Below are 23,138 nucleotides of genomic sequence, written 5' to 3' on the forward strand. Positions count from 1 at the left end.
CTCAGAACTGTTGATTTTCATTTTCGGCGGAACGAGAGTCTCGAACTTAGTTTATGGTAGTCTGTCTGTTCTAACTTCAGAACGTGTCGAAAGGAAACTATGTCAGAGAAAGAAGCGACCCTATTGAATACCACGGATGCTTCACCTGACGAGGTGCTTATAGTTGAAGATGACCCTAATATCACGGAAATCCTCTCACTCTATCTGACCGGTGCCGGTTATGAGGTGCATACGGCATGTAATGGCCGTGAAGGTCTTGATACTCTGCAGAAAAACAGAATCTCCGCAGTCCTTGTCGATATTATGATGCCCGTTATAAATGGATACGATTTTATCCGTGAAGCTCGTATCTTCTCTGACGTGCCCATCCTGGTTATCTCAGCGCGCACACAAGCAGCAGATAAAATGCTTGGACTTAATCTCGGAGCCGACGGCTACGTTACCAAGCCCTTTGATCCCGTTGAAGTCATCGCGTATGTGCAGGCAGTTTTAAGGCGCTATCGCTATAGCCAAACTACGACAAGTTCAATTCCAATGCAAGACGACAAGAAAGTCATTGCAGTACGCGATCTTATATTTGACTCGGAAAAGCTTGTCCTGCGCAAAAAAGACGAGATTATTCCCCTTACTGCGACTGAGCTTAAAATCATGATGCGCTTCATGCGAGCGCCAGGACGCATTTTTACTAAGACGCAGCTTTATGAAACCGTAACGGGTGAGACATTTGGAAGCGCCGATGAGAGCGTCATGGTTCATATTTCAAATATCAGGGCAAAGCTTGGAGATACAGGTACAAACGCTCCATATATTAAGACGGTGCGCGGATTGGGGTATCGTCTTGAAGCTTAAAGACTGGCTGATGTATGCCAAATCAAGTCTGACCATACGCTGCCTTATTGTCATTGTCCTGTATGCAGCATTTGTGATTCTTGTGCTCATAGAAACAAATAATCTTGCTGACCAGCAGTTTAACGGCGTTTTTACCGATATGGAGACACTTGCCGCTCAGGAAGAGGCCCTTGCCAAGGATGACTATCAAAAGCTTGCGAGTCTTATTGGAAACGGAGCCAGCATTTCCTTCTTTGATAAAGCGGGAAATAAGCTGTACGCCTCAGGAGGAAATCTTTCAGACAGCATTACCGCAGACGAGCTGCCTATTATCAACAACTATGGCAATGCGCGAAATTCTTACCATGTATTTGAAGAAAAGAATGTAGACGGCAAATCCGTCTACCGCATCGTACATTATTCTACCGACGCGCTTGCCGGTCTTGAAAAAATCGAAGGGGAATGCGTTGTCGACCAAGATCTCAACATTCTTTCCGGCAATCTCTTCCCGGGTAAAAAACACCTAACCGAATTTGAATTCAGTTTACTGAAAGGCATATTTGAAAATAGGATGTCTATTGAAAAATATGAATACACCAATGCAGATGGAGAAGAGCGCACGCTTGTGTTAGCAACTCCTGCCCTGCAGATGTCTACGTATGAAACTGCATTCGAATCAGCAAGCCGTTTATGGCTTATTTCTATTTCCCTTTTGATTGTCGCTACCATGCTTGTGGTACTGTCTCTTGCCTATACCATCAGATGCGCAATTAAACCGCTTGATGCTGCCATTAAAATACGAAGATTGGACAGGAAGACTCCTGTTGAAATGAGAGGTCGTCTTGCTTCTGAGCTCAGACCGACCTTCGACAACTTTGCGGAGCTTATGGACGAGCTTGACGCTTCACAACAGGAAAAACAAAGGATAATTACAGATGTCTCGCATGATCTGAAAACTCCGCTGACTGTTATTCTTGGATATGCTCAAGCGCTCTTCGACGGCACAATCCCGGACAATAAACGCTCTGTCTATCTGGCAACCATACGCGAGAAGGCCATCATTTCATCAGATATGCTGGACTCCTTGTTTACCTATGCAAAAATGGACCATCCCAGTTATAGACCTGAACTTATTTCCTGTGATATGTGTGAGTTTATTCGCTCAATCATCATTGACAGATCTCCCGATGTCGAGCAGGCTGGATGCACCATAGAAGCGGAGATCGACGAAGAAAGCTGTCCTGTTCTCATTGACACTCAGCTTTTCCAACGCATGATTGCAAATCTTATTGACAACGCTTTTAAGCATAATGTTTCAGGCACGCAGATTCTGGTTTCCTGTCGGAAACTGGACAGAGCGGTAAGGATTAGCGTTCTTGATACGGGTCGTGGCATTCCTAAGCGCCTACGTGATCATATTTTTGAAGAATTCATTACAGAAGATGATGCTCGTTCGGCATACAGCGGTACAGGCCTTGGGCTATCTATTGCCAAGCGATGTGCTGATCTTAACGGCGCGACTATTGAATTTTCCAAAAAGCCACGTCCGCCATTTTCGACAGAGGCTGTCATTATTGTTCCTTTGGCAGATCAAGATTTTAAGCAGTAACAAACCTAAAGAAATATTTAAGAAGCTCTTAGGCTTCCATAAGGTTGCTCTTCCAAACTTGATAACAAGAGAAAGGAAGAGCTATGAATCAAAAATTAAATGTTCTTGAATACCTTGAAGAAAGCGCACGACATCATCCGAATCACTGTGCGATTATCGATGAAAGCGGAGCATATTCCTATAAGGAGCTCTTAGAGTCCAGCAAAAGGGCAGGAGTCGCGCTTGCGCGCTTTGGAGCTACTGGACGAGCGGTCGTTATTGTTTCGAAAAAGAGCTTCTCAACTCTTATCGCAATGCTCGGCACGCTTTATGCAGGCGGCTTCTATGTTCCCGTTGACCCGAATGCTCCCGTTAAGCGAATACGTAACATTTGCAGCGCGCTCAATAACCCGCTCGTTATTGATGGTAGAAAGAGCAATGCGGATTTTCTTACGCGTAATCGCCAAGAGGATCTTTGTCTTGGAGCAAAGACTGTCGTCCATCTTGACAGTTTGTTTGTAAGCTGCACGCTCAATGACACCCTAAGCCCGAATCAAATCAAAGAAAATGACGAGCTTCTTGCAAATATCAGATTGTCGTCTATCGATGTTGATCCTGTCTACATTCTCTTTACATCAGGAACTACAGGAAAGCCTAAAGGTGTGGTTGTGCATCACAAAGCAGTCCTGAGTTTCATAGACTCATTCGTAGCTACCTTTGACATACGCGGCGATGATCGCATTGCAAATCAGGCTCCTTTTGACTTTGACGTATCGGTAAAAGACATTTACGGAGCGCTGGCGGTAGGCGCAACGCTCATACTTATTCCACGCACGCTCTTTTCAAAGCCTTTTGAGCTTGCAAAATATCTTGAAATTAAAAACGTTACCGTGATGATATGGGCTGTCGCTGCCCTTTGCCTCATGACAACACTTCACGCCCTTGATGGACATGATTTGTCTTCCGTCAGAATGGTATTGTTTAGTGGCGAAATTATGCCTAAACGTCATCTTGACCGTTGGATGAAGGTACTCCATGAGGCTAAGTTCGTTAACCTTTATGGCCCCTCTGAAATCATTTGCAACTGTATGTATCACGTGGTTGATAGGAATCGCACCTATCCATATGGCATTCCTTTGGGAACGGCCTTTGCCAATAGGGAGGTTTTTCTTCTCAAAGATGATGGGAACCTTGCAACAGAAGTCGGTGACGTCGGAGAAATTTATGTAAGAGGAAGCTCCCTTGCAAGCGGGTATGTTGGTATGCTCAACAGTCAAAAAAACGTCAGCGAATCGTTTGGTTTTGTGCAAAATCCCCGCAACAATCTTTATACGGATCCAGTCTATCGTACAGGAGATTATGCGGAAATTCTGGAAGGGGGAGAGATTCTTTACAGAGGAAGGCGCGATAACCAAATCAAGCATCAAGGGCATCGCATTGAGCTGGAAGAAATCGACCGCACGGTTGAAAGGCAGGATGGCGTTACACGATGTAGAAGTGTTTACGACCACAAACGTAATCGTCTCCTTGCGTTTTACGAAGGGAATGTTGATGAAGTCCTATTAGCTCAAAAACTAAGAAATCGCCTACCGCGGTTTATGGTTCCCAGTAAAGTCATGATGGTAACTGGCATGCCCTTGACAAAAAATGGCAAGGTTGACCGGGTTCAGTTGATGGAAGAAAGCTATATACATGGATAACAGCAAACTGAAAGAATGCGTCCGCACCTTTGGTACGCCGCTATACATTTTCGATGAACATACACTTGTTAAACGTGTGAATTTTCTTCGTGCACATCTGCCTGAAAAGACAGAGCTCTGCTATGCAGTCAAGGCAAATACCTTTATCATTCCTGAGCTTGCAGATCTTGTTGACAGCTTTGAAGTTTGTTCACCCGGTGAGAAGCGCATCTGCGAAAACCTTAGCATTCCTTGGAATATGACGGTAATCTCCGGCGTTCATAAGGATGAAGAAATGATTGACAGCCTCATTGCAACAGACGCTCCTGTGCGAGCGTATACTGTTGAATCCCTTAATCAATTCCACCTTATCAGTAAAACTGCGAGGCGCTACGATACAATCATTCCCGTACTTCTGCGCCTCACAAGTGGCAACCAATTCGGACTTGATGCAGAGGATATCAAACACCTTGTGTGCGACGAGAAGGATAACAATCACGTTATTATAAAGGGTATCCAGTTCTTTTCGGGAACGCAAAAAGACTCAATTAAGCGCCTTGACAGAGAGCTATCTAAACTTGACGCTTTTCTAGAGGAACTTAAGCGCGACTGTGGTTTTGCAGCGCAGATTCTTGAATTTGGCCCGGGTTTTCCTGTTGATTATTTTGGCGTGGGAAAGATTGAGGACGAAGCTGTCTTTTTAGACGAGTTTGCAGAGCTTTTGGTTCAACTGAAGTTTACCGGACAGATCGTACTTGAACTCGGTCGCAGTATAGCGGCTTCCTGTGGCACATATTTAACCTCAGTCGTCGATACCAAGAAAAACGCCGGCTTGCGCTATGCCATCGTCGACGGCGGCGTGCATCATCTTGTCTATTTCGGCCATGCTATGGCAATGAAGCAGCCGCCGGTACGGTTGCTTGAGCCGGATGTTTCCAGTACCTTTACTGAGGTATCTAATATCTGTCCGGATGCTCAAAGCGTTGACGGTACCGGCACTCTTGCAGATGGGCTATGGAACATATGTGGCTCTCTCTGCACCGCTTATGACATTTTGGTTAAAAAGATATCGATAAAGAATCTTTGTATAGGAAGTGTCTTTGCTTTTGACAATGCGGGTGCCTACTGTATGACCGAGGGCATGCTTATGTTTTTAAGTCGCGACCTTCCCAAGATTGCTGTCGTTGACGATACAGGCACGCCTCAACTCATCCGTAGCGGGCTGCGAACCGACAGCATGAATACGCCGGGACTCTTTATATAGAGCTTCACAGTCTCATACAACTCGAAATGATACCGCTACGGCACGTAATCCCGTAAACCCTGAACATCCGCTCATACGAGAAAGAGAAATAACCATGGAAAAGATTGTTGCAATTCTGAAAGAGCTTATGCCTGGAGTCGACGTAACAACATGTACCACACTCGTTGATGACCACTATCTTGACTCACTTGCTATCGTGGCACTCATTTCAGAGCTTGAAGATCAATTCGATATTGAGATTCCCGCAGTTGACATTGTTGCCGATAATTTTAATTCAGCAGAAAACATTCAGGTCCTTGTCACGCGTCTGATTGAAGACTAAAGGAAAGGCTCAAAAGAGTATTTGAAAGAGAAAGACTACCTATGGCCTCCCTTTTTTCACCTCTTTTTCTAGTGGTGTTCCTTCCCGCTGTTATAGTTGCCTATAGTTTGACACCTGCTCGATGGCGCTGGATAACTCTTCTGATAGCAAGCTATACCTGCTTTTTCATCATAAGCCAGTGGCTTATAGTTTTTATTGCGGTATCTACAGTCTCGGTGTGGCTACTCGCTCTTGGCATCGAGCGAATCAGATCCCGTTGCGCTACAAAGGTTAGCTCTGCGGAAAAAAGTACAAAAAAGCTCACCAAAAAGCGCTATGACAGAAGCATGCGGTTTCTTGTTCTTCTCGGCATACTATTCAACCTTGCACTGCTTATGAATAGTAAATATCTCGGCTTCTTTGGAGGCGGGATTAAAGACCTGCTGGGGCATATCGGACTGCATCTCGAATTGCCTACCGTCTCCTTAGCCGCTCCTATTGGTATCTCGTTTTATACGCTGATGGCCATCTCGTATCTTGTCGACGTCTACCGAAAAACGGTATGTGCCGATAAGAACCTGGGTCATGTGGCTTTGTTTCTGAGTTTCTTTCCGCAAATTATCGAAGGACCATTCTGCCGTTTTAACGAGACGATGCCTCAGCTGCTTGCGGGTTCTCCCGTACGAGCAAGCAACCTGCTCGCCGGCATGCAGAGAATCCTTTTTGGCCTCTTTAAGAAGGTTATTATTGCGGACAGGCTTGATATTCTCGTTAAAACCGTTTTCGGAAATCCTACGGCATACGACGGAGGTAGTATTGCACTGGCGGCAATACTTTATACTCTTGAGCTGTACTGTGACTTTTCAGGTGCCATGGATGTTACTGTTGGGACGGCGCGCATCTTTGGCATTACTATGCCCGAAAACTTTCGACAGCCATTTTTTTCACGTACGTCATCGGAATTCTGGAAACGATGGCATGTCACGCTTGGTGCCTGGTTTCGGGATTATATCTATTATCCCGTTACGCTGTGTCGGCCGATAAAGCGCTTGACCAAGAGTCTACGGCGACGATTGAGCGGTAGGCTCGGACCGCTTGTTGCCAGTTCTATGGCACTGTTTTGCGTTTGGCTTCTCAATGGTCTGTGGCATGGAGCTGGTTCTCAGTATCTTTTTTTCGGTATGTATTATTTTGTTCTTATTACGCTCGGTGGTCTCGTTGAGCCTCTTGCGCAGAGGTATGCCGAGAAATATGGCGTAAATCGCAGCAGTCTTCCTTACCGTACGTTCCAGACAATCCGGACACTCATGGTGATTTTTGTCGGCGAACTGTTTTTCAGAGCCGAAGGGCTGGATATGGGCGTTTCCATGTTTATCCACATGATTACTAAATTCAGGCTGGAGTCATTTTGTAATAAAAGCGCATTAAACCTGGGTATGGATGTCCATGATTATATGGTAGTGGTCGTTGCCTTAGGCGTCGTCTTTCTTGTAGATATTTCGCTTGAGCGTGGTACGCAATTTTGGCACGTGGCACGAAAGCAGCCATTGCTCTGTGGTGTCTTATGCATTGCACTCTTTATGTCCATTGTTATTTTCGGTGCCTATGGCTGGGGGTATACGCCCGTCGCGCCTATGTACGCACAGTTTTGAGGCGTATTGAAAAGCAACACACTTTGAGAGGAACTTTGAGGAAACGTTAATGATGTCTTTGCGAAAAACGGCAAAAGTTGCGCTGAACGCGATACTGGTGAGCTCTGTTATCGTCCTGCTTCTTATGGGGGCATCTCGTATTGTCCAGCCAAAAAACACTACAAAAGAATCAGGAACACTCAGACCGGAAGCCAATGGCGTTATGGGCGAGAGGCCCTATAGTCTGGACGCTCTTTTTATTGGCGACTCGGAAGCATACGCTTCATTTTCACCGCTACAAATGTTCAAAGACTATGGTTTTGCCTCATATACCAGCGCAACACCGCTTCAAAAACCTTTCTACAGCAATACGCTTCTGCACCGGGCGCTTGAAACTCAAAAGCCCAAGGTAGCTGTATTTGAGACAAACTCTTTTTATACGCCAACAAAACCCGAGGAGGCTTTCATGCGCATGATACAGGATACTTTTCCGGTATTCGAATTTCACGACAGATGGAAAAGCCTGACCGCAAAAGACTTCCTCACAAACCCCACGGCCACCTGGAGCGATCCGAATAAAGGCTTTGCTGTCAAAAAAGGGACAGTGCCCGCGGATGCATCAAACTATATGACGTCAACGTTCGCTCAGCAGCGGATTCCACAGGTCAATCTTTTCTATCTCAAACAAATGATTGCATATTGCAAAAGTAAAGGGATAACTCCTGTCCTTGTCAGCACGCCGAGCACTTATAACTGGAGCATGGCGCGACATAACTATTTTGCCGCCCTCGCCAAAGAACTCGGAGTTAATTATTTGGATCTCAACACGCCAGAAAGCATAAAAAAGATGGGTATTGACTGGGAAACGGATTCGTATGACGGGGGAGACCACCTTAATTATAACGGGGCAAAAAAGGTTTCCGACTTTGTAGGCAACTACCTCAAAACCACCTATGGCCTTGCTGATCATCGCCGCGATTCCGCGTACTCCTCATGGTGGAAGGAACTTGAGCGATACGAGAAGGAAGTAAGCTAAGGCGTTATCCAAAACTACAACGCTATACTTGTATGGGTTTATCTACAGCAGATACGAAACGATGAGGACAGGGCAATGGCTGACGATAATTCAATAACTTGGGCAAACAAAAGCGTTTTCTATCAGATTTACCCGATTGGCTTCTGCGGCGCCCCGCGCGAGAATGACGGTGTACTCGAGCATAGAATTCTCAAAGTCATTGGCTGGATACCTCATCTGACCAGGCTTGACTGCAATGCTGTGTACTTCTCGCCCGTGTTTGAGTCGGACAGACACGGCTACGACACGCGCGATTATCAAACCATCGATACTCGTCTGGGAACGAATGAAGACTTTGCCGCTGTGTGCGCGTCGCTTCATGAAGTGGGCATTCGCGTAGTGTTGGATGGCGTATTCAACCATGTTGGCCGTGGGTTCTGGGCGTTTCAGGACGTGCTGGAAAAACGTGAACAGTCCCGCTATAAAGACTGGTTTTTCATTAATTTTGACGGCAATGACGTGTATAGCGACAATCTGTGGTACGAAGGCTGGGAAGGTCACTATGACCTGGTAAAGCTGAATCTGCGCAACCCTGAGGTAGTGCAACATCTCTTTGAGTCCATTCGGCTATGGACTGAGCAATTTGCCATCGACGGACTTCGCCTTGACGTGGCCTACCTGCTTGATGAGGATTTTTTACGGCAGTTGCGCTCATTTTGCGACAGCCTGAAGCCCGATTTTTTGCTGCTTGGCGAGATTCTCGGCGGCGACTACAAGCGTATTGTCAACGCTGATATGCTTGAAAGCTGCACAAACTACGAATGCCAAAAAGGATTGTATTCCAGCTTTAACGACTTCAACCTCTTTGAAATCAACTATTCCTTGAACCGACAATTTAGCGAGGGTGGCATATATCAAGGCATGCATCTTTTGTCTTTTGCGGACAACCACGATGTCACACGAGTTGCCACGGTGCTTAAAGATAAGCGCTATCTGTCCGCGCTTTACGGCATCCTCTTTGGCATGCCGGGCATTCCTTGTGTGTATTACGGCAGCGAGTGGGGTGCCACAGGCGATAAGCGTGATGGAGATGATGTGCTTCGGCCAGACTTTGCTGCGCCCGAATGGAATGAGCTCACGGATTTGATTGCGCGGCTTGCCGAACTCCATCAAACGCATCCGGCGCTCCAGTACGGCGGCTACCGGCAAGTCTTTCTTACCAATCGCCAGCTTGTCTTTGAGCGGGAATGCGCTGGCGAGAAAATCTGGGTTGCTGTCAATGCTGACGCATGCGCCTTCGCTGTGCAGCTTAATGGGGGAGCGGCGCACGAGCTGCTTACGGGAGAGTCCGTTGATTTGTCCAGCACCGTGAGACTGCCAGCATTCGGTCTTTCCTATTGGAAGCTTGGCTAGTACTACAGCAGCTCAAAATGACTCCGATGTACACTGATAACACCTTCGCGAGCCAGAGAAGAGATTACCGCGGAAAGAGCGCTCCGATCTACGCCTAAGTAGTCAGCAAGCTGTTGCCGATTAAACGGGATGTCAAATTCACGCGAGCCTTCCATCTGGGCTCGCGTGTTCAGGTATGCAAGCAGCTTGCCGCGAATGCTTTTGGGTGCGGCGTCTTGAATACGCCTTGACAGCATGACGTTCTTCTCGGCAATCGACTGCAGCAGGTTGGTGGTCAGACGGTCCAGGCCTGTACATACCGCGCATACATGCGTCGTAAGCTGCCGCACATCTAAAAGAAGCACCTCAGAGGTCTCCGCGGCAACGACGCTTGTGAGCAAAGGCACGTTACCCAGTACCGCATACGCTTCGCCGAACATCTCGCCCGCATGAAACGCGCCCATGACAGAAATGTTGCCCTGCGCATCAGAACCCTCGACATGCACGGAGCCTGCAAGCACGATGCCAAATCGATGCGATCTCTGACCTGCGCAAAACACGGTTTCACCGCGTTGATAGCGCCTCGCTTGGGCCTTAAGATGGGCGAGAAGTGCCTCAAAATCACTTTCATCCACTCCGGTAAACGCCCTTGTCTGTGAAAGCAGCTCGTAATCGATAACAAAACTGGCCACGACACGTCCTTTTCGCCAAAACTTTCCAAAATGTTGCAACTTTCTGTTTTCACAACTAAATACAATAGTAAGAGAGAAATTGATTTAGTATTACTACAACGTGAGATATCAAGATAGGACTGTCAGATGTTTGACCTTTTTTCATTCTGCTGGCGAAGTATTCCAAATAAAAAGATGCTTGTAGGGTATTTATTCTCAAGTTCCGCTCAAGCAATCTTATCTGTCGCGTCTCCTTTAGTAGCAGGAAATATTATCAACATGCTGCTTGAAAATAATCCGTCAATGCCTCTTATAACAGATATGTGTCTGTTATTGGCCTTCTGTTGTATTTTAGCGGCGGTCTTTAATTACCTCTCTTCTATACTTTATACCTACTTGCAGGCGGATTCTTCATTTGAGTTGGAACTTCAGGCGGTCAGTCACATCCAGCGCCTTACTCCTTCATTTTTTGTAGGATATGATCCGGCGTATTGGCGCAAGCGTTTGAATGAAGATACGAATGGCATATCACTTTTTTTCCTTATGTCGGCTACGAAAGTCCTTGAAAACGGCGCTACCTTCATCGCTATGGTAGTTATTCTCGCGATACTTAACCCTCTTTTGTCCATAGCAAGTATTTTACTGACGTTCTTTGCCGGCAGTATCTATCAGTTCTTTAAGAAGAAATCCTATGATTCAAGTCTTACGTTTCAAGATGAACTCTCTCGATATTCTTCTTGTGTGCAAGAACAACTTACTAATGTTGAATTTATTCGTCTCCACATTCTGTTCTTTCGTTCTGTAAAAATGATGAGAGAAGTCTTTCAGACCCTTCGCAACGCCATGTATCAAACTAACAAGGTTGGCGCTCAAATAAATCTTTTTACGGGCATTTCACGAGGGATAGCTGAAGCTTTGCTCCTCTTTGTTGCTGCTACAGAAGTTCTTGCCGGAACGCTTCAGGTTGGCTATGTCGCAACTGCGCTTGGGTTTTTTACGACTATGGTGACAGCAATAGAATACTTCACAGGATTTGGATATGACTATCAAAAAGCGTTGGTCAACTACACAAGGTTAAAACAACTCTGGAATGAACCTGAAGAGAAACATGGCTCTAAATCTCTTGACCAAACGGACAAGATCTCATTCAAACAGCTTTCCTTTTCGTATCCAGGTTCTCAAGTAAGCGTGATTCAAGATGCTTGTGGAGAGTTTGAAGTCGGAACTCTCTATGGTATTTCCGGACACAACGGCTCTGGAAAAAGTACTCTCCTCAAACTTATCGCTGGAGAGTATTTCCGCTATTACGGCGGTGATATTTGCTACGATCAGCTTCATCTCTCTGAGCTCGACCAATATGCTTTAAGAAGAGACCTCATTGGATTCGTTGAACAGGAACCTGCTATTCTTCAAGATACCCTCTGGAACAATCTCACACTTCTCGCTAAAAACAAGCCCGACAGAAGACGGGTTATAGAATTAGCTGACTTACTTGGACTTGATGACTTTATTGCGAATAACGATCTTGATGAGGTTGTCGATACCCACCATACGTCTTTATCGGGCGGAGAGAAACAAAAGATAGCGATTATTCGCATGTTGCTCAAAAACCCGCGCGTCATGCTGCTTGATGAGCCGACTTCAGCTCTTGACGCGGTAAGTAAAGCCAACCTCATTCAGTATCTTAAAGACATCCGAAAGAATCATCTCATCATTGTCGTTTCTCACGATCAAGATTTATTGGCAGCTTGCGACGCGTTGTATGAAGCTACTAACTGACGATAAAGATCTTCAATCTATAATGAATACATATTTACAGGTTCTTGCTGTGGTTGTAAACCACAGCAAACTCCCACTTGCGAATCGTTTCTGCGGGAAGGGCGATGTTCACTGCTATTCACTGGACGAGGTCCGGGATCTGATGACGGCAGCAGGATTCCGTGTGGAGTGCCTTGAGGCAAGGGCGCACCTTCGCCTGCATGCTGTGGGAAGAAAAAAGCCATAATTACACAGTGAGTGAGGAAGTATTGGATGCCGCAAATGCGGCACAGCTTACAGGGAGGAAAGATGAAGTATCAACCATTTATCTGGGCAATCATGACACATGGCCTGAAACCGGAACTTCAAAAGCGCTGGCAGGGAGATGTTAAAGAAGTTATCCGAAGGTCAAAGCCAATTTACAAGGACCTTCTGACCAAAGTCGAAGGCATCAGTGATAAAAATCCTATGGCTCATAACATAACTACGGCATTTGTCATCATTGCTGTATGGCTCGCGTCAGACCGGGAAATATCTCCGGATGTGATGGGCGATGCTGTGAATGCAATGCTGGATTCCGGATTTCTGAAGGCTATCATGGGTATGGTCAATATGAACGCAGAGAAGGGAGTGCGCTTTTTAAAAAATAATATTAAGAAGAGCGCTGCCTATGCGGAGAAGCATCCGGAGGAATACAATACATGGAAATTTGTTTTTGACGACTCGCTTCACAAAGACGGATTTTACTATCACTTTACCTTCTGTCCGATTGCTGACTTCTGCGGCCGGTACGGATATCAGGAGATTATGCCTGCTCTCTGTAATATCGATTATGTGACGATCGGTATGATGCATTCCGTATTGAAGCGGGAGCATACCATTGCTTCCGGGGGAGACATCTGTGATTACTGGATTTATGGAGATAAGGTAAAAGATCCACAGTAATTTGTTCGTACAGGAGGAAAGAACAGATGTCAAAAAAAGCAACCGAATTTCAACGAAAAGTAATGTCAAAGACCTACCGGGGAAAAGGGATTTTCAAGCCTTTGAATACCGGATGGATCGATGAACACACCGCTGCGGTCAGAGAGTGGATTGCCAATGTATTCTTCTACAAGAAAGACGACCAGATATTGATGATCGATGCGGGATATAACTATGACCGGTTAGAAGAGAAGATGCAATGGCTGAACCTGAATCCTTCCATGATCCATGAGATTCTGATTACCCATCAGGACACCGATCATGTGGGAGCGGTAGAACAGGACAGCCCCGGTTTGTTTCAGGATGCGAACCTCTACATTGGCGAGATCGAAAACCGGTATCTGACCGGGGAAATGAAGCGGAAAGTATTTTTCCATCTGTATACCCTGCCTCGGGTAAAAACGGGTAACCAGAAGGTCCTCTTGAAGGACAGGGAAATTTTCAAGATTGGTAAAATTCAGATTGAATCCATTCTCTGTCCGGGCCACACAAAAGGGCATATGGTTTATCTGATTGACAACCGTTATCTCTTCACCGGTGATGCCCTGTGGCTGGGCGCGGACGGCGGTTACGGCTTTATCAACGGACTTGCGGATGATATCAAAGAACAAAACCGGTCGCTCACACAACTGCGGAAGCTCCTTGTGGATCGCGGCATCCGGCCCGTTATCTGCACCGGGCACACTGGCTGGACAGATGATTTCGAATTTGCCTTCCGCCATATCGACCAGACCTGCAATGCCTTTAAGAAACGGCAGATACCGGTCGACCCCACAGCTCCATGGGATGGATATGACGAATCAGACGACACGGAAGAGAAGGCAAGATCCGGGCGGCTGCCGGCGGCATACCAGGTACGTACCGGAGAAAGAAAAGGATGAGGGTTCTTGTCTATAGGATTGGCGTGATTGATTCTTTAACGGTTCATGAGCTCTGCCATACAGGCAATGAAGTGAAGGTTGCCGCAAGAAGCCGGTGGAGAGAAGTCCTGAGCCATCAGGGGCTGAGGATAAGATGGTGTCAAGGTTCTTATGTTCATGTAACGCTCGATGCCCCAGTCAGAACTGGCTACATGCCGAAGTCTGGCGCAGACAAGCATCAAGGCGCTATTTCCATCTGGAAAGGCTCCAATCGGTCTGGTTTGTCGCTTGGTCTTCCGATTTAGCCGTTCCGGTGTGTTATTCATGCGGATCCTGGTCCAATGCTGGCTAGGGAAATCCATGAATGTAAGGGTTTTTCATACTGTCCTCGGCTGGAAAGAGCGTCGGGTTGGAAATTTATATTTGTTTGTGATGGATGAAAATGTCCAGACGACAAATGTCATTTGAATTTTAGGTATTCTGTGTCAAAAAGTCGTTTGATATTTTGACTATATAGAGATACTACAATAGCACTAGTTGATCATCGAGACTTTAACGAGGCGCGGAAAATACAACAGCGTATTTTGGCTTCTTACGAGCAAGACTTTTCAAAGCATGCGCCCAACGAGACTGTACCGCGTATCAGAATGCTTTGGAACAGTATTCCCGCTCAGCTTGCCAAGGAAAACAAGAAATTTATATATGGTCTTATCAAGGAAGGTTCCCGAGCCAAGGAATACGAGCTGGCCATGCTCTGGCTCACTGACTGTGGACTGATTCACAAGGTACATTGGGTGACCACGTCCAGCTTACCACTCAGGGCGTATGAGGATCAGAGAGCTTTCAAACTGTTTCTAGTAGATATAGGACTATTAGCCTGCATGGCGGGACTGCGGCAAGATGTGTTGTTGGACGGCAATGAACTATTTAAGGAGTTCAAGGGCGCACTAACTGAGCAATACGTTCTCCAGCAGCTCAAAACGCTCAAAGGGGTCCGCACCTACTATTGGACTGCAGAACGCGCGGCGGCTGAGGTTGATTTCCTTATTGACAACGGCATTGACGTAATCCCTATAGAGGTCAAGGCGGAAACAAATCTCCAGGCAAAAAGTCTGAAGGTCTATCACGAGAAGTTCAAACCAAGATTGTCTATTTGTACATCTATGGCGGATTATAAAAAGGAAGATTGGCTACTGAATCTGCCGCTATGGGCAGTGGGAATTGCATCTGTAAAATAGGAGATGATAGGACTTCCATCCTAAAGACCATTCAAGAGTCTTGACGATATCAACCAAGCGACCATAAAACACAGAAAGCGCTAAGGTGTTTCCATATTTCTCGCCCCAAGATTACGGCGATTGTGGCACAATGGCTACTAATCTAGTAGCATTTAGTGAACGTTCTGTTCTAAGGAACAGTTTTGTTTGCTGAAAGTTCATATACACGCGTCAAAAGGGGAGAGTCTCATGGCTAAAGTCGCAGTTATCGGATGTACTCACGCGGGTGTCTTTGCCACCACATCAATCTTGGCCGCGCATCCCGATTGGGAAGTTCATGTGTTTGAGCGCAATGACACCGTGTCGTTTCTGTCCTGCGGCATCGCTCTTTGGGCTGGAGATCATGTCAGCGATCCAAATAAGATGTTCTACAGCTCGCCCGCAGCGCTTGAACAGGCGGGCGCGCATGTTCACATGACTGCTGACGTAACGGCCGCCGACGCGCAGACAAAGCATGTAACTTGGACTGATCTCACGACAGAGGAGAAGTACGAAGACGATTTCGACTACCTCGTGGTAACCACCGGCTCCAAGCCCATTGTGCCGCCACTGCCGGGCATCAACGGTTCGCGTGTTCTTCAGTGCAAGAATTGGGCTGACGGCAAGCATATTCACGACGCCGCAGGCGATGCCTCCTCTGTAGTCATCATTGGAGCTGGCTACATCGGCGCGGAGCTTGCCGAGCAGCTCTCTGACCGCCATAAGCAGGTTACTCTCATTGATATGTTGCCGCGTGTTTTGGCAAAGAACTTTGACGCCGACATTACCGATCAAATCGAAAGCGTCTACCGCAAACACGGCGTCACGCTGGCTCTTGGCGAGAAGGTCGTCTCATTTGAAGATACCGGCGACGCGGTGAGCGTTGTGACCGACAAAGGTTCCTATACGGCCGATTACGCCATTTTAGGCATCGGGTTCTTGCCTCGCACTGATCTGTTTGCCGGACAGCTTGAGATGGCAAAAAATGGCGCCATCAAGGTCGATAAGTACCTGCGCACATCCGTTCCCGGTGTCTTTGCGGCAGGAGATTCCTCTTCCATCCTTTTTAACGTTACTGGAAAAGACGACTATATCCCACTGGCAACTAACGCGGTGCGTCAGGGGTTGCACATAGGTCCTAACATGGTCGAGCCAACTTTGCCCTATGCTGGCACACAGGCGACAAACGCCGTCCAGCTGTATGAGTATTCAATGGCCGCTACAGGTCTTACGGTTGAAAGCGGCAAGGCACGCGGCTACAGCTATGACTCTGTTACCATCACCGAGAATTACCGTCCCGAATTTATGCTGACCACAGAACCTGTAACCGCAACCTTGGTCTGGGAGCCGTCTACGCGCGAAATCAAAGGCGCACAGTTCTTCTCGACACATGACGATGTTGCGCAGGCGGCAAATGTGGTTTCTGTGGCCATTGCCAACCATATGACTATTGACGGGCTTGCCGGTGTTGACCTGCTCTTCCAGCCAAACTTTACCAACCCCGTGAACTATATCGGATCCGCCGCTCTGGCAGCCGTTGCAAAGGCAAACAAGAACATGCGGTGATGCGCGAATTCTGCGGGAAAACTTACAATCGGTCAGCGCTTAATCAGCGCCTGTACGTGTGCGCCGTTGATGTCTCCGTGGTCTGTCACAAGCGCTTCCATGAGCTGCCCAACAATCTCTTCATCAACAGTGCCGTTCAGGACGTAGGTTGCCTGCGCCTTCGCCTCATCAGATCCGTTGCCAACGCAAAATGAGTAAGGAGAAAGCTCGAGAAGTGCTAAATCATTTCCAGAATCGCCACAAAAGACAACCTCTTCGGGAGTTAGACCCAGATATTCAATAAGGATTTTGAAGCCGTCCGCTTTGCTGAAGCCTTTGGGATTGACGTCGTACCAGCCGGTATAGGGGCTTACCAAATCGATGTCAGGGACTTTTGCCAAAACGTTGTCAAATACGGCCTTACGAGCCGTTCGGTCTGCGGGCGTCAGTATACCGACTGAAATAAACTCCTTATCGCACGGTACGTCATCAGGCCCTTGAACTGCCGTAAAGGAATCATAGTGCGCATTGATGTAGTCGACCTGCGTCCGCGTGGCTCCAAAAATCATCCATCCGGGCCGAATAGTCGTATCAAGTGGCGGCTCCACCGGGCCCTCATCAAAATATGCCAAGTAGGCATCCTTGTGCTGTGTGACAACTCGAAGGACTCTCTCAAGCGTCTCCGCAGACATGATGCGCTTTGCAACAAGTGCGCCCTTGCCGTAAACCACCTTACCGGAGCCGCAGATGGCTGTTGTCAGGTAGCTTGTGTCAAAGTTATAAAAGGGAAGCGCGTCATAGGCGGAGCGGCCGGTAGCCGGGCCAAAGTCAATGCCGGCTTCTTTTAGGGCGACAATAGCCTGCAGCGTGCGATTAGGTACCAGCGGCGCGTTTGCCCGTTTCAGCGTTTCATCCATGTCGGAAAGCACGAGCTTGATCATAAGACTCCTCGGATGTTTCAGTTGCAATACCACTAGTGAGTATATAGTGAGTGTAGCGCATAAACGGCCGCACAAGCGATACACTAGATAGCATCACCGCCCACGCGCCAAACCGTTCCAGCGCAGAAAGTCAGGGAGCAACAGAACGTGTCAGATAGAACGAACCGTATAAAGTCACAGGTAACCACACAAGTAAGCAAGGCCACCACACAGGTAAAAGACATTACCGATGCAACTGCCGCTCGCGCTCAGGGGGCCGGTACCGTCACAGCTCCCATCGGAACGCCTGATAACCCTTCTAACCAAGTACTTACCGCAGCTAACGGTATAACGTTTTGCCGTCTCATCCTCACCTTTGTCTTTCTGTATATCTTTTGCACGCGCGGTAACCGCTGGGTCGCGCTTACCTGCTATGCTGTCGCTGCTGTAACCGACTTTCTTGACGGTCAGGTAGCGCGGCGCACGCAAACTGTCAGCTGGGTTGGTAAGATTATGGATCCGATTATGGATCGCGTACTATTGTTTACCGGTGTTCTCGGCCTTCTAGCTGTAGGGGAGCTGCCTCTGTGGATCCCTCTCTTTGTTATCGGCCGAGATGCATATCTGACCTGCGGCGCATTGATTGTTCGACATTTCCGCCGGCGGCCAATTGATGTGGTCTACATCGGAAAGATTGCAACCGCCTGCCTCATGACGGGCTTTTCATTTTTGCTGTTGGGTATGCCAATCATAGACGGCCTCAACCTTGTCAGCGTCCCGTGGCTGCCGGTTCTCAATGCTCAGTCGGGCGGTCTGGGACTTATCTTTGTCTACGCGGGCATCCTTTGTTCCGCGGCAACCGCTATTGTCTATACTGTTCAGGCCGCACACATTATCCGTGCGGCCGAGGAAAACGAATGAGGTCCACCGTGCAAGATTTCGCGATTACCTCACAGAAGCGCATGTCAGAAGACTTGCGAGGCATGTCGTACCTTCATCGCAAGTGTTCCTGCGGGCGCGCCAATAGACAACTCGTAAAGTTTGTCTGGGTTTTTCTGCTTACGGTCATAATGTCTGTGGCAACGCTCACCTTCGGCGCTTCGCAGTACGCCTATGCCGCAGACGATGATGCCGCGGAGCCTGAGATTACGGAGGCGCAGTCCGCTATCCTGGAGGACGATCAGGGAAACGTTCTCTGGAGCAAAGACCCTGACCGCAAAATGGGCATGGCTTCCATCACGAAGGTCATGACCGCTATGGTAGCCCTTGACTCGGGCATCGATCTTGACCAACCCTGCAACATCGTGTCGGTAGACCTTGAAGAAGGCTCGGTGCTTGCAAACTATTCTACTAGCGAGCATCCAACGCTCAGAGAGCTCATTCAGGTGCTGCTGGTACATTCGGCCAATGATGTGGCATACAACATCGCCATCAACGTCGCGGGTTCTCAGGAAGCATTCGCGGACCTCATGAACAAGAAGGCCGCTGAAATTGGCATGACTAACACGCACTTCTCGAATCCCCACGGTCTTGACGCGGACGATCATTACTCCACGGCGCGGGATTTGGCGTTGATGGCTCGGTATGCTCGCCAGCATTACCCCTTCATCGCCAGCACGGTTCATATGACCTCTGTTACCGCTGTGGTCAATGGAGAAGAAGTTACGTGGCCCTCTACCGACAAACTCCTCAGAACCTATCCGGGCATGCTTGGCATCAAGACGGGATCTGAGGACAGCGGAACAGCCTTTTTGGGCGCGGCACGGCGCAATGGCGTCACGCTCTATAGCTGCGTTCTCGGCTGCACCACCGACGCGGGACGCTTTGCCGACACGAGAATCATGTTTAACTGGGGATATGCCCATTTCAGGCACATCAGTGTCGCTAACGCCTCTACCGTCACTGCCATCCATCCTTACCAGGACAATTTCCTTATGAGCGCTGCTGTTCGCCCGCAAGCGTCATTGACCGTCCTTGCCTGGCCAGGCGCGGGAGACCTCTCGTATACCATTACAAACCTGCAATCAGGCTATCCGGTAGCCAACGGTCAGCTTGTCGGTCAGGCAACATGGGCGCAAGGGGATAGGAACGCAGGCAGCGTTCTTTACCAAGCAACGCTGACATTGCACACCGTACCAGCCTATAACATCTTCGATCTTGCTTCTGTCGCGCCCTACCTCTACACGGCAAATTGACATGTCCAACCAAACCAACCTTCACGCGGAACATGAGCTTCTCGGAGCGGCGTTCACAATCAATCCGCAGACCGACTCTTTGATTCCTGACTCATATATCGCCGAAACGTCCTTCTCGGCCGAGAAAAACAGTGACGCATGCTGCCTGTTTGATCTTTCAGGGTCAGCGTACCAACTCGTCAGTGGGGCGGACGCTCCGGCCTTTATTGATGCGGCGTTTGCCGGACCGTATCTTGAGGCGGGAGATCTTTCGTTTCAGCCGGCGTTTGCCGGAGACGGAAGCGTTGTATCAGTTGCCCTTGTCGCGCGCTCGGGAGACCATGAGTTTTTCTACATCGACATTTCCCAGCGCGGAGCGGCTCTCTCAAAATGGCTTGAGTTTATAACGCGCATCAAAACACAGGACGCGACACCTTACGGCAGCGTTGCTCTTGAGGACGCAAATTCACTTCTTGTGCCACTTATGCTCGCCGGACCAGGCGCCCACGCCGTTCTTTCGGATTACTTGAAGCATACGGACCAGGTGCTTCCCGAGCAGGGCAAGATAGCTTCACTTCTGCTTGATACCAGAATCGCCGCGCTCGTTGGTCATCTGGCGTTAGAGAAACTTGACGCGTTCATCGTATTGGTAAGCCCGACTCAGGCGCGGCTCATCTGGAGGAGCTTTCTGTCGTTTGACAACGTTGAAGTGCATGGGCGCCAGCAGCTTACAAAAGTTTGTCTGGACACGCTGCCATGGTTCAGGCTGCTTGACGGTTCAGACAAGATTGTCGTTCCTCAAGATATACTTGACGTTCACGGTTTTATCCGCAAATCCCGAGATTTTATTGGCGGCCGCGCGTTACAGTAACAGTGCGCATTCGCTCTAAACCTCTACCTGAGGGAGAGATTATGAAGTACTCCATAAATGCACAGGGCGTTCCTGCCGCCATTGGACCATATTCGCAGGGAACCACTGCTGGAAGGCTTGTCTTCGCCTCCGGTCAGCTGCCTATCTCTGCAAATAACAATAAAGAGCTGGTAGAAGGAGGGGTTGCTGAGCAGACCGAGCGTGTCATAGATCTCATTCAAAGTATCCTCGCTGAGGTGGGCTGCACGCTTGCAGACGTTGCTCAAACCACACTTTACCTGGCTGATCTTAATGATTTGGATACGGTCAATAAGATTTACGCGCAGCGCTTTACAACACCTGCTCCCGCGAGAAATGTTGTCGAAGTTTCGAAGCTTCCCCTTAACGCTTTAGTTGAGATGGACTGTATTGCCTGCCGTTAGCGGTATTATAGAAACGGTACGCAATCTGAAGGAGTTACCTCATGGCCTCACTACATGACCAGCAACCTGGTAAAACAGAAATCTTTCATATGCCCTCCGCTGACGCGACGGTACCTGATTTGATGGGCAAGAATCGCCCCGCAAATCCCGTGATAACCATCGTCAAGGGACCTCAGACCGGCGAAACGTTTGAGCTTGACTCTGCGCATATCACGCTTGGTCGCGATCCTAAAAACAGTATCTTTCTCAATGACATGACTGTTTCTCGCCACCACGCTCAAATTGATCTTTCAAACCTCGGTCTTGGTTATGCCACGATTGAAGACTTGAACTCTTTGAACGGCACATGGGTCGATGGCGCCATCATCAATAAGGCAACGCTTCAAGACGGCTCAACCATTCAGATTGGCACCTTCCGCATGGTGTTCCATACCAGCAAACCCGCCGTATAAGAAGTTTTTATGACTGACGCAAGCTTCCTCACAATCGGCAAGGTCGTCGATAAGCTTAAAGAAAGCTATCCCGACCTCACCATCTCAAAGGTACGGTATCTTGAGGATGAAGGTCTACTTGAGCCTTCACGTTCTTCCGGCGGCTATCGTCAGTACTCTCAGCGAGACGTTCGGCGCCTTGAAACCATCCTGTATCTGCAAAAGAATCGCTTTATGCCTCTGTCCGTCATTCGAGAAGAACTTGAGCGCCAAGATCAGGGCAAAAACGCGATTGGCAGTATTTCTCGTGATACGCACCATGAGGACACTCAGACAAAAGACCAGCGACAAGTTACCGCTCCCATCATAGGGGCCGGCAATGCCGATGCTATTGTGGTGCCTGTTGACAAGCGAAACATCGTTGAAAAGTTTCACTCCATCGACCGCATGCCCGATCTTGTCGGAGCTTCTGTAGGTTTTGTCCGTCAGCTCTCAGAGGTGGGCATTATCACACTGAAGCGTTCTCCCCATGGTCGAGATCTCGTCGACGGGCGTGATTTGACGCTTATTCGTCTTGCTCACGAGCTGAGACACTTTGGATTTGAGCCTAAAAACCTGCGCCAATACGTGATGGCCGCTAACCGAGAATCCAGTATGTTCGCAAAGTCGCTGGTAGTTTATGCGAAAAAGGGCGGGGGAGTTGAAGTTGAGGCAAACTCCGAGACCCGCCGCAGGTTCATGCAAGCCTTTACTCGCATGCTTGGCCTCACGAACGCCATACGAAATGAGCTCATCACACGGCTTGTCAGCGATTCGTTCAAAGATATGGAAATGGATTCCTCCGATCGAGAAATAGACTCCGCCAATCAGAGCAGCTCAGCATAGTCTTTATCGGAATAGTTTTGTCGTTCGCGTATTCAACCCCTGAATACGCGCCGTTTGAAAGGGATAACATTGTCTGACTACGATTACGAAAGCCATGTCATTAGCATTCCGGATTATCCGGAACCCGGTATTATCTTCAAAGACGTCACGCCTCTCTTCAAAGATCCCGAATGCTTTAAGGCACTCGTTGACGACATCGCTGGTCATTTCAAGGGACGCGGGATTACGAAGGTCATCGGTGCCGAAGCGCGAGGCTTTTTAATCGGAGCTCCTGTAGCATATGCCCTGGGCGCCGGTTTTGTTCCCGCCCGAAAACCCGGCAAACTGCCTCGCGAGGTATTCACTCAATCGTATGACCTCGAATACGGTACCGATGACCTGCAGATACATAAAGACGCTCTCACCAAAGACGATGTGGTCTTGATTGCTGACGATTTGGTAGCCACTGGCGGCACCTGCGTTGCCTCGGCTCATCTTGCAGAACAGGCGGGCGCTCGAGTAGAAGGTTTTACGTTCGCGCTTGAGCTTTGTTACCTCAATCCTCGTGGAATCATCTCAGAGCATTATCCCAATATCGACGTCTATACGCTTATTAAGGTTAAAAAGTAGTGTAAGTTTTATGTATAAGAGGTCGACCTGTTAGGGTAGAAGCGATAGAATGCT

The 23,138-nt window shown here is 48.3% G+C and carries 23 protein-coding genes and 1 pseudogene; 21 read left to right on the forward strand and 3 right to left on the reverse strand.

Going from position 1 to position 23,138, the window contains the following annotated elements:
* Window positions 1–99: 99 nt before the first annotated feature.
* From QM016_RS01020 to QM016_RS01055, 8 genes are all read left to right on the forward strand, one after another.
* The gene (locus QM016_RS01020; RefSeq protein WP_282709837.1) at window positions 100–849 is read left to right on the forward strand and encodes a response regulator transcription factor; all 750 of its coding nucleotides are present in this window, start codon (window positions 100–102) and stop codon (window positions 847–849) included.
* The gene (locus QM016_RS01025; RefSeq protein WP_282709838.1) at window positions 839–2,437 is read left to right on the forward strand and encodes a HAMP domain-containing sensor histidine kinase; all 1,599 of its coding nucleotides are present in this window, start codon (window positions 839–841) and stop codon (window positions 2,435–2,437) included. The genes QM016_RS01020 and QM016_RS01025 overlap by 11 nt, the downstream gene beginning before the upstream one ends.
* Before the next feature lie 83 nt (window positions 2,438–2,520).
* Window positions 2,521–4,116, forward strand: coding sequence for an amino acid adenylation domain-containing protein (locus QM016_RS01030; protein WP_282709839.1), 1,596 nt, complete (start codon window positions 2,521–2,523; stop codon window positions 4,114–4,116).
* Entirely contained in the window at window positions 4,109–5,359 is a 1,251-nt protein-coding gene (locus QM016_RS01035; protein WP_282709840.1) for an alanine racemase, read from the forward strand. Before QM016_RS01030 ends, QM016_RS01035 begins: the two co-directional genes overlap by 8 nt.
* Window positions 5,360–5,453: 94 nt before the next feature.
* Window positions 5,454–5,681 (forward strand): acyl carrier protein, encoded by a 228-nt coding sequence (locus QM016_RS01040; RefSeq protein WP_016476988.1) that lies wholly within the window; start codon window positions 5,454–5,456, stop codon window positions 5,679–5,681.
* A 326-nt stretch (window positions 5,682–6,007) separates the two neighbouring features.
* On the forward strand, window positions 6,008–7,312 hold the full coding sequence (locus QM016_RS01045) for an MBOAT family O-acyltransferase (RefSeq protein WP_282709841.1): 1,305 nt from the start codon (window positions 6,008–6,010) through the stop codon (window positions 7,310–7,312).
* A 49-nt stretch (window positions 7,313–7,361) separates the two neighbouring features.
* A complete protein-coding gene (locus tag QM016_RS01050) occupies window positions 7,362–8,327 on the forward strand; it encodes a hypothetical protein (RefSeq protein WP_282709842.1) in 966 nt (321 codons plus the stop codon).
* 75 nt (window positions 8,328–8,402) lie between these two features.
* Entirely contained in the window at window positions 8,403–9,719 is a 1,317-nt protein-coding gene (locus tag QM016_RS01055; protein ID WP_282709843.1) for an alpha-amylase family glycosyl hydrolase, read from the forward strand.
* A gap of 2 nt (window positions 9,720–9,721) precedes the next feature.
* On the opposite strand, the gene QM016_RS01060 is transcribed toward QM016_RS01055, so the two are convergent.
* Window positions 9,722–10,390 carry a Crp/Fnr family transcriptional regulator gene (locus tag QM016_RS01060; protein WP_282709844.1) on the reverse strand — a complete coding sequence of 223 codons (669 nt, stop codon included), beginning with the start codon at window positions 10,388–10,390 and terminating at the stop codon, window positions 9,722–9,724.
* A 126-nt stretch (window positions 10,391–10,516) separates the two neighbouring features.
* Between QM016_RS01060 and QM016_RS01065 the strand changes: the two genes are divergently transcribed.
* The 4 genes from QM016_RS01065 (at window position 10,517) to QM016_RS01080 (ending at window position 13,992) form a co-directional block, all read left to right on the forward strand.
* Window positions 10,517–12,148 carry an ABC transporter ATP-binding protein gene (locus QM016_RS01065; protein ID WP_282709846.1) on the forward strand — a complete coding sequence of 544 codons (1,632 nt, stop codon included), beginning with the start codon at window positions 10,517–10,519 and terminating at the stop codon, window positions 12,146–12,148.
* A 22-nt stretch (window positions 12,149–12,170) separates the two neighbouring features.
* Window positions 12,171–12,374 carry a hypothetical protein gene (locus QM016_RS01070; protein ID WP_282709847.1) on the forward strand — a complete coding sequence of 68 codons (204 nt, stop codon included), beginning with the start codon at window positions 12,171–12,173 and terminating at the stop codon, window positions 12,372–12,374.
* Window positions 12,375–12,436: 62 nt separating this feature from the next.
* Complete coding sequence (locus QM016_RS01075; RefSeq protein WP_282709848.1) at window positions 12,437–13,072, forward strand: L-2-amino-thiazoline-4-carboxylic acid hydrolase; 636 nt, start codon at window positions 12,437–12,439, stop codon at window positions 13,070–13,072.
* A gap of 26 nt (window positions 13,073–13,098) precedes the next feature.
* Complete coding sequence (locus QM016_RS01080; protein WP_016476980.1) at window positions 13,099–13,992, forward strand: MBL fold metallo-hydrolase; 894 nt, start codon at window positions 13,099–13,101, stop codon at window positions 13,990–13,992.
* A gap of 140 nt (window positions 13,993–14,132) precedes the next feature.
* Here QM016_RS01080 and QM016_RS01085 read toward each other — a convergent pair.
* Window positions 14,133–14,345 (reverse strand): annotated as a pseudogene (locus QM016_RS01085) (transposase); the annotation flags it as partial.
* 210 nt (window positions 14,346–14,555) lie between these two features.
* Between QM016_RS01085 and QM016_RS01090 the strand changes: the two are divergent.
* Window positions 14,556–15,209: a DUF4143 domain-containing protein gene (locus QM016_RS01090; protein WP_282709849.1), complete on the forward strand. Its 654-nt coding sequence runs from the start codon at window positions 14,556–14,558 to the stop codon at window positions 15,207–15,209.
* Window positions 15,210–15,437: 228 nt separating this feature from the next.
* Complete coding sequence (locus tag QM016_RS01095) at window positions 15,438–16,793, forward strand: FAD-dependent oxidoreductase (RefSeq protein WP_282709850.1); 1,356 nt, start codon at window positions 15,438–15,440, stop codon at window positions 16,791–16,793.
* 32 nt (window positions 16,794–16,825) lie between these two features.
* On the opposite strand, the gene QM016_RS01100 is transcribed toward QM016_RS01095, so the two are convergent.
* Window positions 16,826–17,713, reverse strand: coding sequence for an HAD family hydrolase (locus QM016_RS01100; RefSeq protein ID WP_016476975.1), 888 nt, complete (start codon window positions 17,711–17,713; stop codon window positions 16,826–16,828).
* A gap of 147 nt (window positions 17,714–17,860) precedes the next feature.
* Here QM016_RS01100 and QM016_RS01105 point away from each other — a divergent pair, with 147 nt between their 5' ends.
* The 7 genes from QM016_RS01105 (at window position 17,861) to QM016_RS01135 (ending at window position 23,084) form a co-directional block, all read left to right on the forward strand.
* A complete protein-coding gene (locus QM016_RS01105; RefSeq protein ID WP_016476974.1) occupies window positions 17,861–18,613 on the forward strand; it encodes a CDP-alcohol phosphatidyltransferase family protein in 753 nt (250 codons plus the stop codon).
* Window positions 18,610–19,887, forward strand: coding sequence for a D-alanyl-D-alanine carboxypeptidase family protein (locus QM016_RS01110; protein WP_282709851.1), 1,278 nt, complete (start codon window positions 18,610–18,612; stop codon window positions 19,885–19,887). The genes QM016_RS01105 and QM016_RS01110 overlap by 4 nt, the downstream gene beginning before the upstream one ends.
* Window position 19,888: 1 nt before the next feature.
* Window positions 19,889–20,737 carry an aminomethyl transferase family protein gene (locus QM016_RS01115; RefSeq protein WP_282709852.1) on the forward strand — a complete coding sequence of 283 codons (849 nt, stop codon included), beginning with the start codon at window positions 19,889–19,891 and terminating at the stop codon, window positions 20,735–20,737.
* A gap of 41 nt (window positions 20,738–20,778) precedes the next feature.
* Window positions 20,779–21,159, forward strand: coding sequence for a Rid family detoxifying hydrolase (locus tag QM016_RS01120; protein WP_016476971.1), 381 nt, complete (start codon window positions 20,779–20,781; stop codon window positions 21,157–21,159).
* A 41-nt stretch (window positions 21,160–21,200) separates the two neighbouring features.
* A complete protein-coding gene (locus QM016_RS01125; RefSeq protein ID WP_016476970.1) occupies window positions 21,201–21,611 on the forward strand; it encodes an FHA domain-containing protein in 411 nt (136 codons plus the stop codon).
* Between the two features lie 9 nt (window positions 21,612–21,620).
* Window positions 21,621–22,475 (forward strand): MerR family transcriptional regulator, encoded by an 855-nt coding sequence (locus tag QM016_RS01130; protein ID WP_282709854.1) that lies wholly within the window; start codon window positions 21,621–21,623, stop codon window positions 22,473–22,475.
* A gap of 69 nt (window positions 22,476–22,544) precedes the next feature.
* The gene (locus tag QM016_RS01135) at window positions 22,545–23,084 is read left to right on the forward strand and encodes an adenine phosphoribosyltransferase (protein WP_282709855.1); all 540 of its coding nucleotides are present in this window, start codon (window positions 22,545–22,547) and stop codon (window positions 23,082–23,084) included.
* Window positions 23,085–23,138 lie beyond the last annotated feature (54 nt).

Source organism: Lancefieldella sp. Marseille-Q7238, assembly GCF_949152215.1.
GTDB lineage: Bacteria > Actinomycetota > Coriobacteriia > Coriobacteriales > Atopobiaceae > Lancefieldella.

Excerpts from the sequence above, each read along its gene's own strand:
- QM016_RS01020 (WP_282709837.1), top strand. The coding sequence starts at position 100 with ATGTCAGAGAAAGAAGCGACCCTATTGAATACCACGGATGCTTCACCT.
- QM016_RS01030 (WP_282709839.1), top strand. The coding sequence starts at position 2,521 with ATGAATCAAAAATTAAATGTTCTTGAATACCTTGAAGAAAGCGCACGA.
- QM016_RS01035 (WP_282709840.1), top strand. The coding sequence starts at position 4,109 with ATGGATAACAGCAAACTGAAAGAATGCGTCCGCACCTTTGGTACGCCG.
- QM016_RS01040 (WP_016476988.1), top strand. The coding sequence starts at position 5,454 with ATGGAAAAGATTGTTGCAATTCTGAAAGAGCTTATGCCTGGAGTCGAC.
- QM016_RS01045 (WP_282709841.1), top strand. The coding sequence starts at position 6,008 with ATGCGGTTTCTTGTTCTTCTCGGCATACTATTCAACCTTGCACTGCTT.
- QM016_RS01050 (WP_282709842.1), top strand. The coding sequence starts at position 7,362 with ATGATGTCTTTGCGAAAAACGGCAAAAGTTGCGCTGAACGCGATACTG.
- QM016_RS01055 (WP_282709843.1), top strand. The coding sequence starts at position 8,403 with ATGGCTGACGATAATTCAATAACTTGGGCAAACAAAAGCGTTTTCTAT.
- QM016_RS01065 (WP_282709846.1), top strand. The coding sequence starts at position 10,517 with ATGTTTGACCTTTTTTCATTCTGCTGGCGAAGTATTCCAAATAAAAAG.
- QM016_RS01070 (WP_282709847.1), top strand. The coding sequence starts at position 12,171 with ATGAATACATATTTACAGGTTCTTGCTGTGGTTGTAAACCACAGCAAA.
- QM016_RS01075 (WP_282709848.1), top strand. The coding sequence starts at position 12,437 with ATGAAGTATCAACCATTTATCTGGGCAATCATGACACATGGCCTGAAA.
- QM016_RS01080 (WP_016476980.1), top strand. The coding sequence starts at position 13,099 with ATGTCAAAAAAAGCAACCGAATTTCAACGAAAAGTAATGTCAAAGACC.
- QM016_RS01095 (WP_282709850.1), top strand. The coding sequence starts at position 15,438 with ATGGCTAAAGTCGCAGTTATCGGATGTACTCACGCGGGTGTCTTTGCC.
- QM016_RS01100 (WP_016476975.1), bottom strand. The coding sequence starts at position 17,713 with ATGATCAAGCTCGTGCTTTCCGACATGGATGAAACGCTGAAACGGGCA.
- QM016_RS01110 (WP_282709851.1), top strand. The coding sequence starts at position 18,610 with ATGAGGTCCACCGTGCAAGATTTCGCGATTACCTCACAGAAGCGCATG.
- QM016_RS01115 (WP_282709852.1), top strand. The coding sequence starts at position 19,889 with ATGTCCAACCAAACCAACCTTCACGCGGAACATGAGCTTCTCGGAGCG.
- QM016_RS01120 (WP_016476971.1), top strand. The coding sequence starts at position 20,779 with ATGAAGTACTCCATAAATGCACAGGGCGTTCCTGCCGCCATTGGACCA.
- QM016_RS01125 (WP_016476970.1), top strand. The coding sequence starts at position 21,201 with ATGGCCTCACTACATGACCAGCAACCTGGTAAAACAGAAATCTTTCAT.
- QM016_RS01130 (WP_282709854.1), top strand. The coding sequence starts at position 21,621 with ATGACTGACGCAAGCTTCCTCACAATCGGCAAGGTCGTCGATAAGCTT.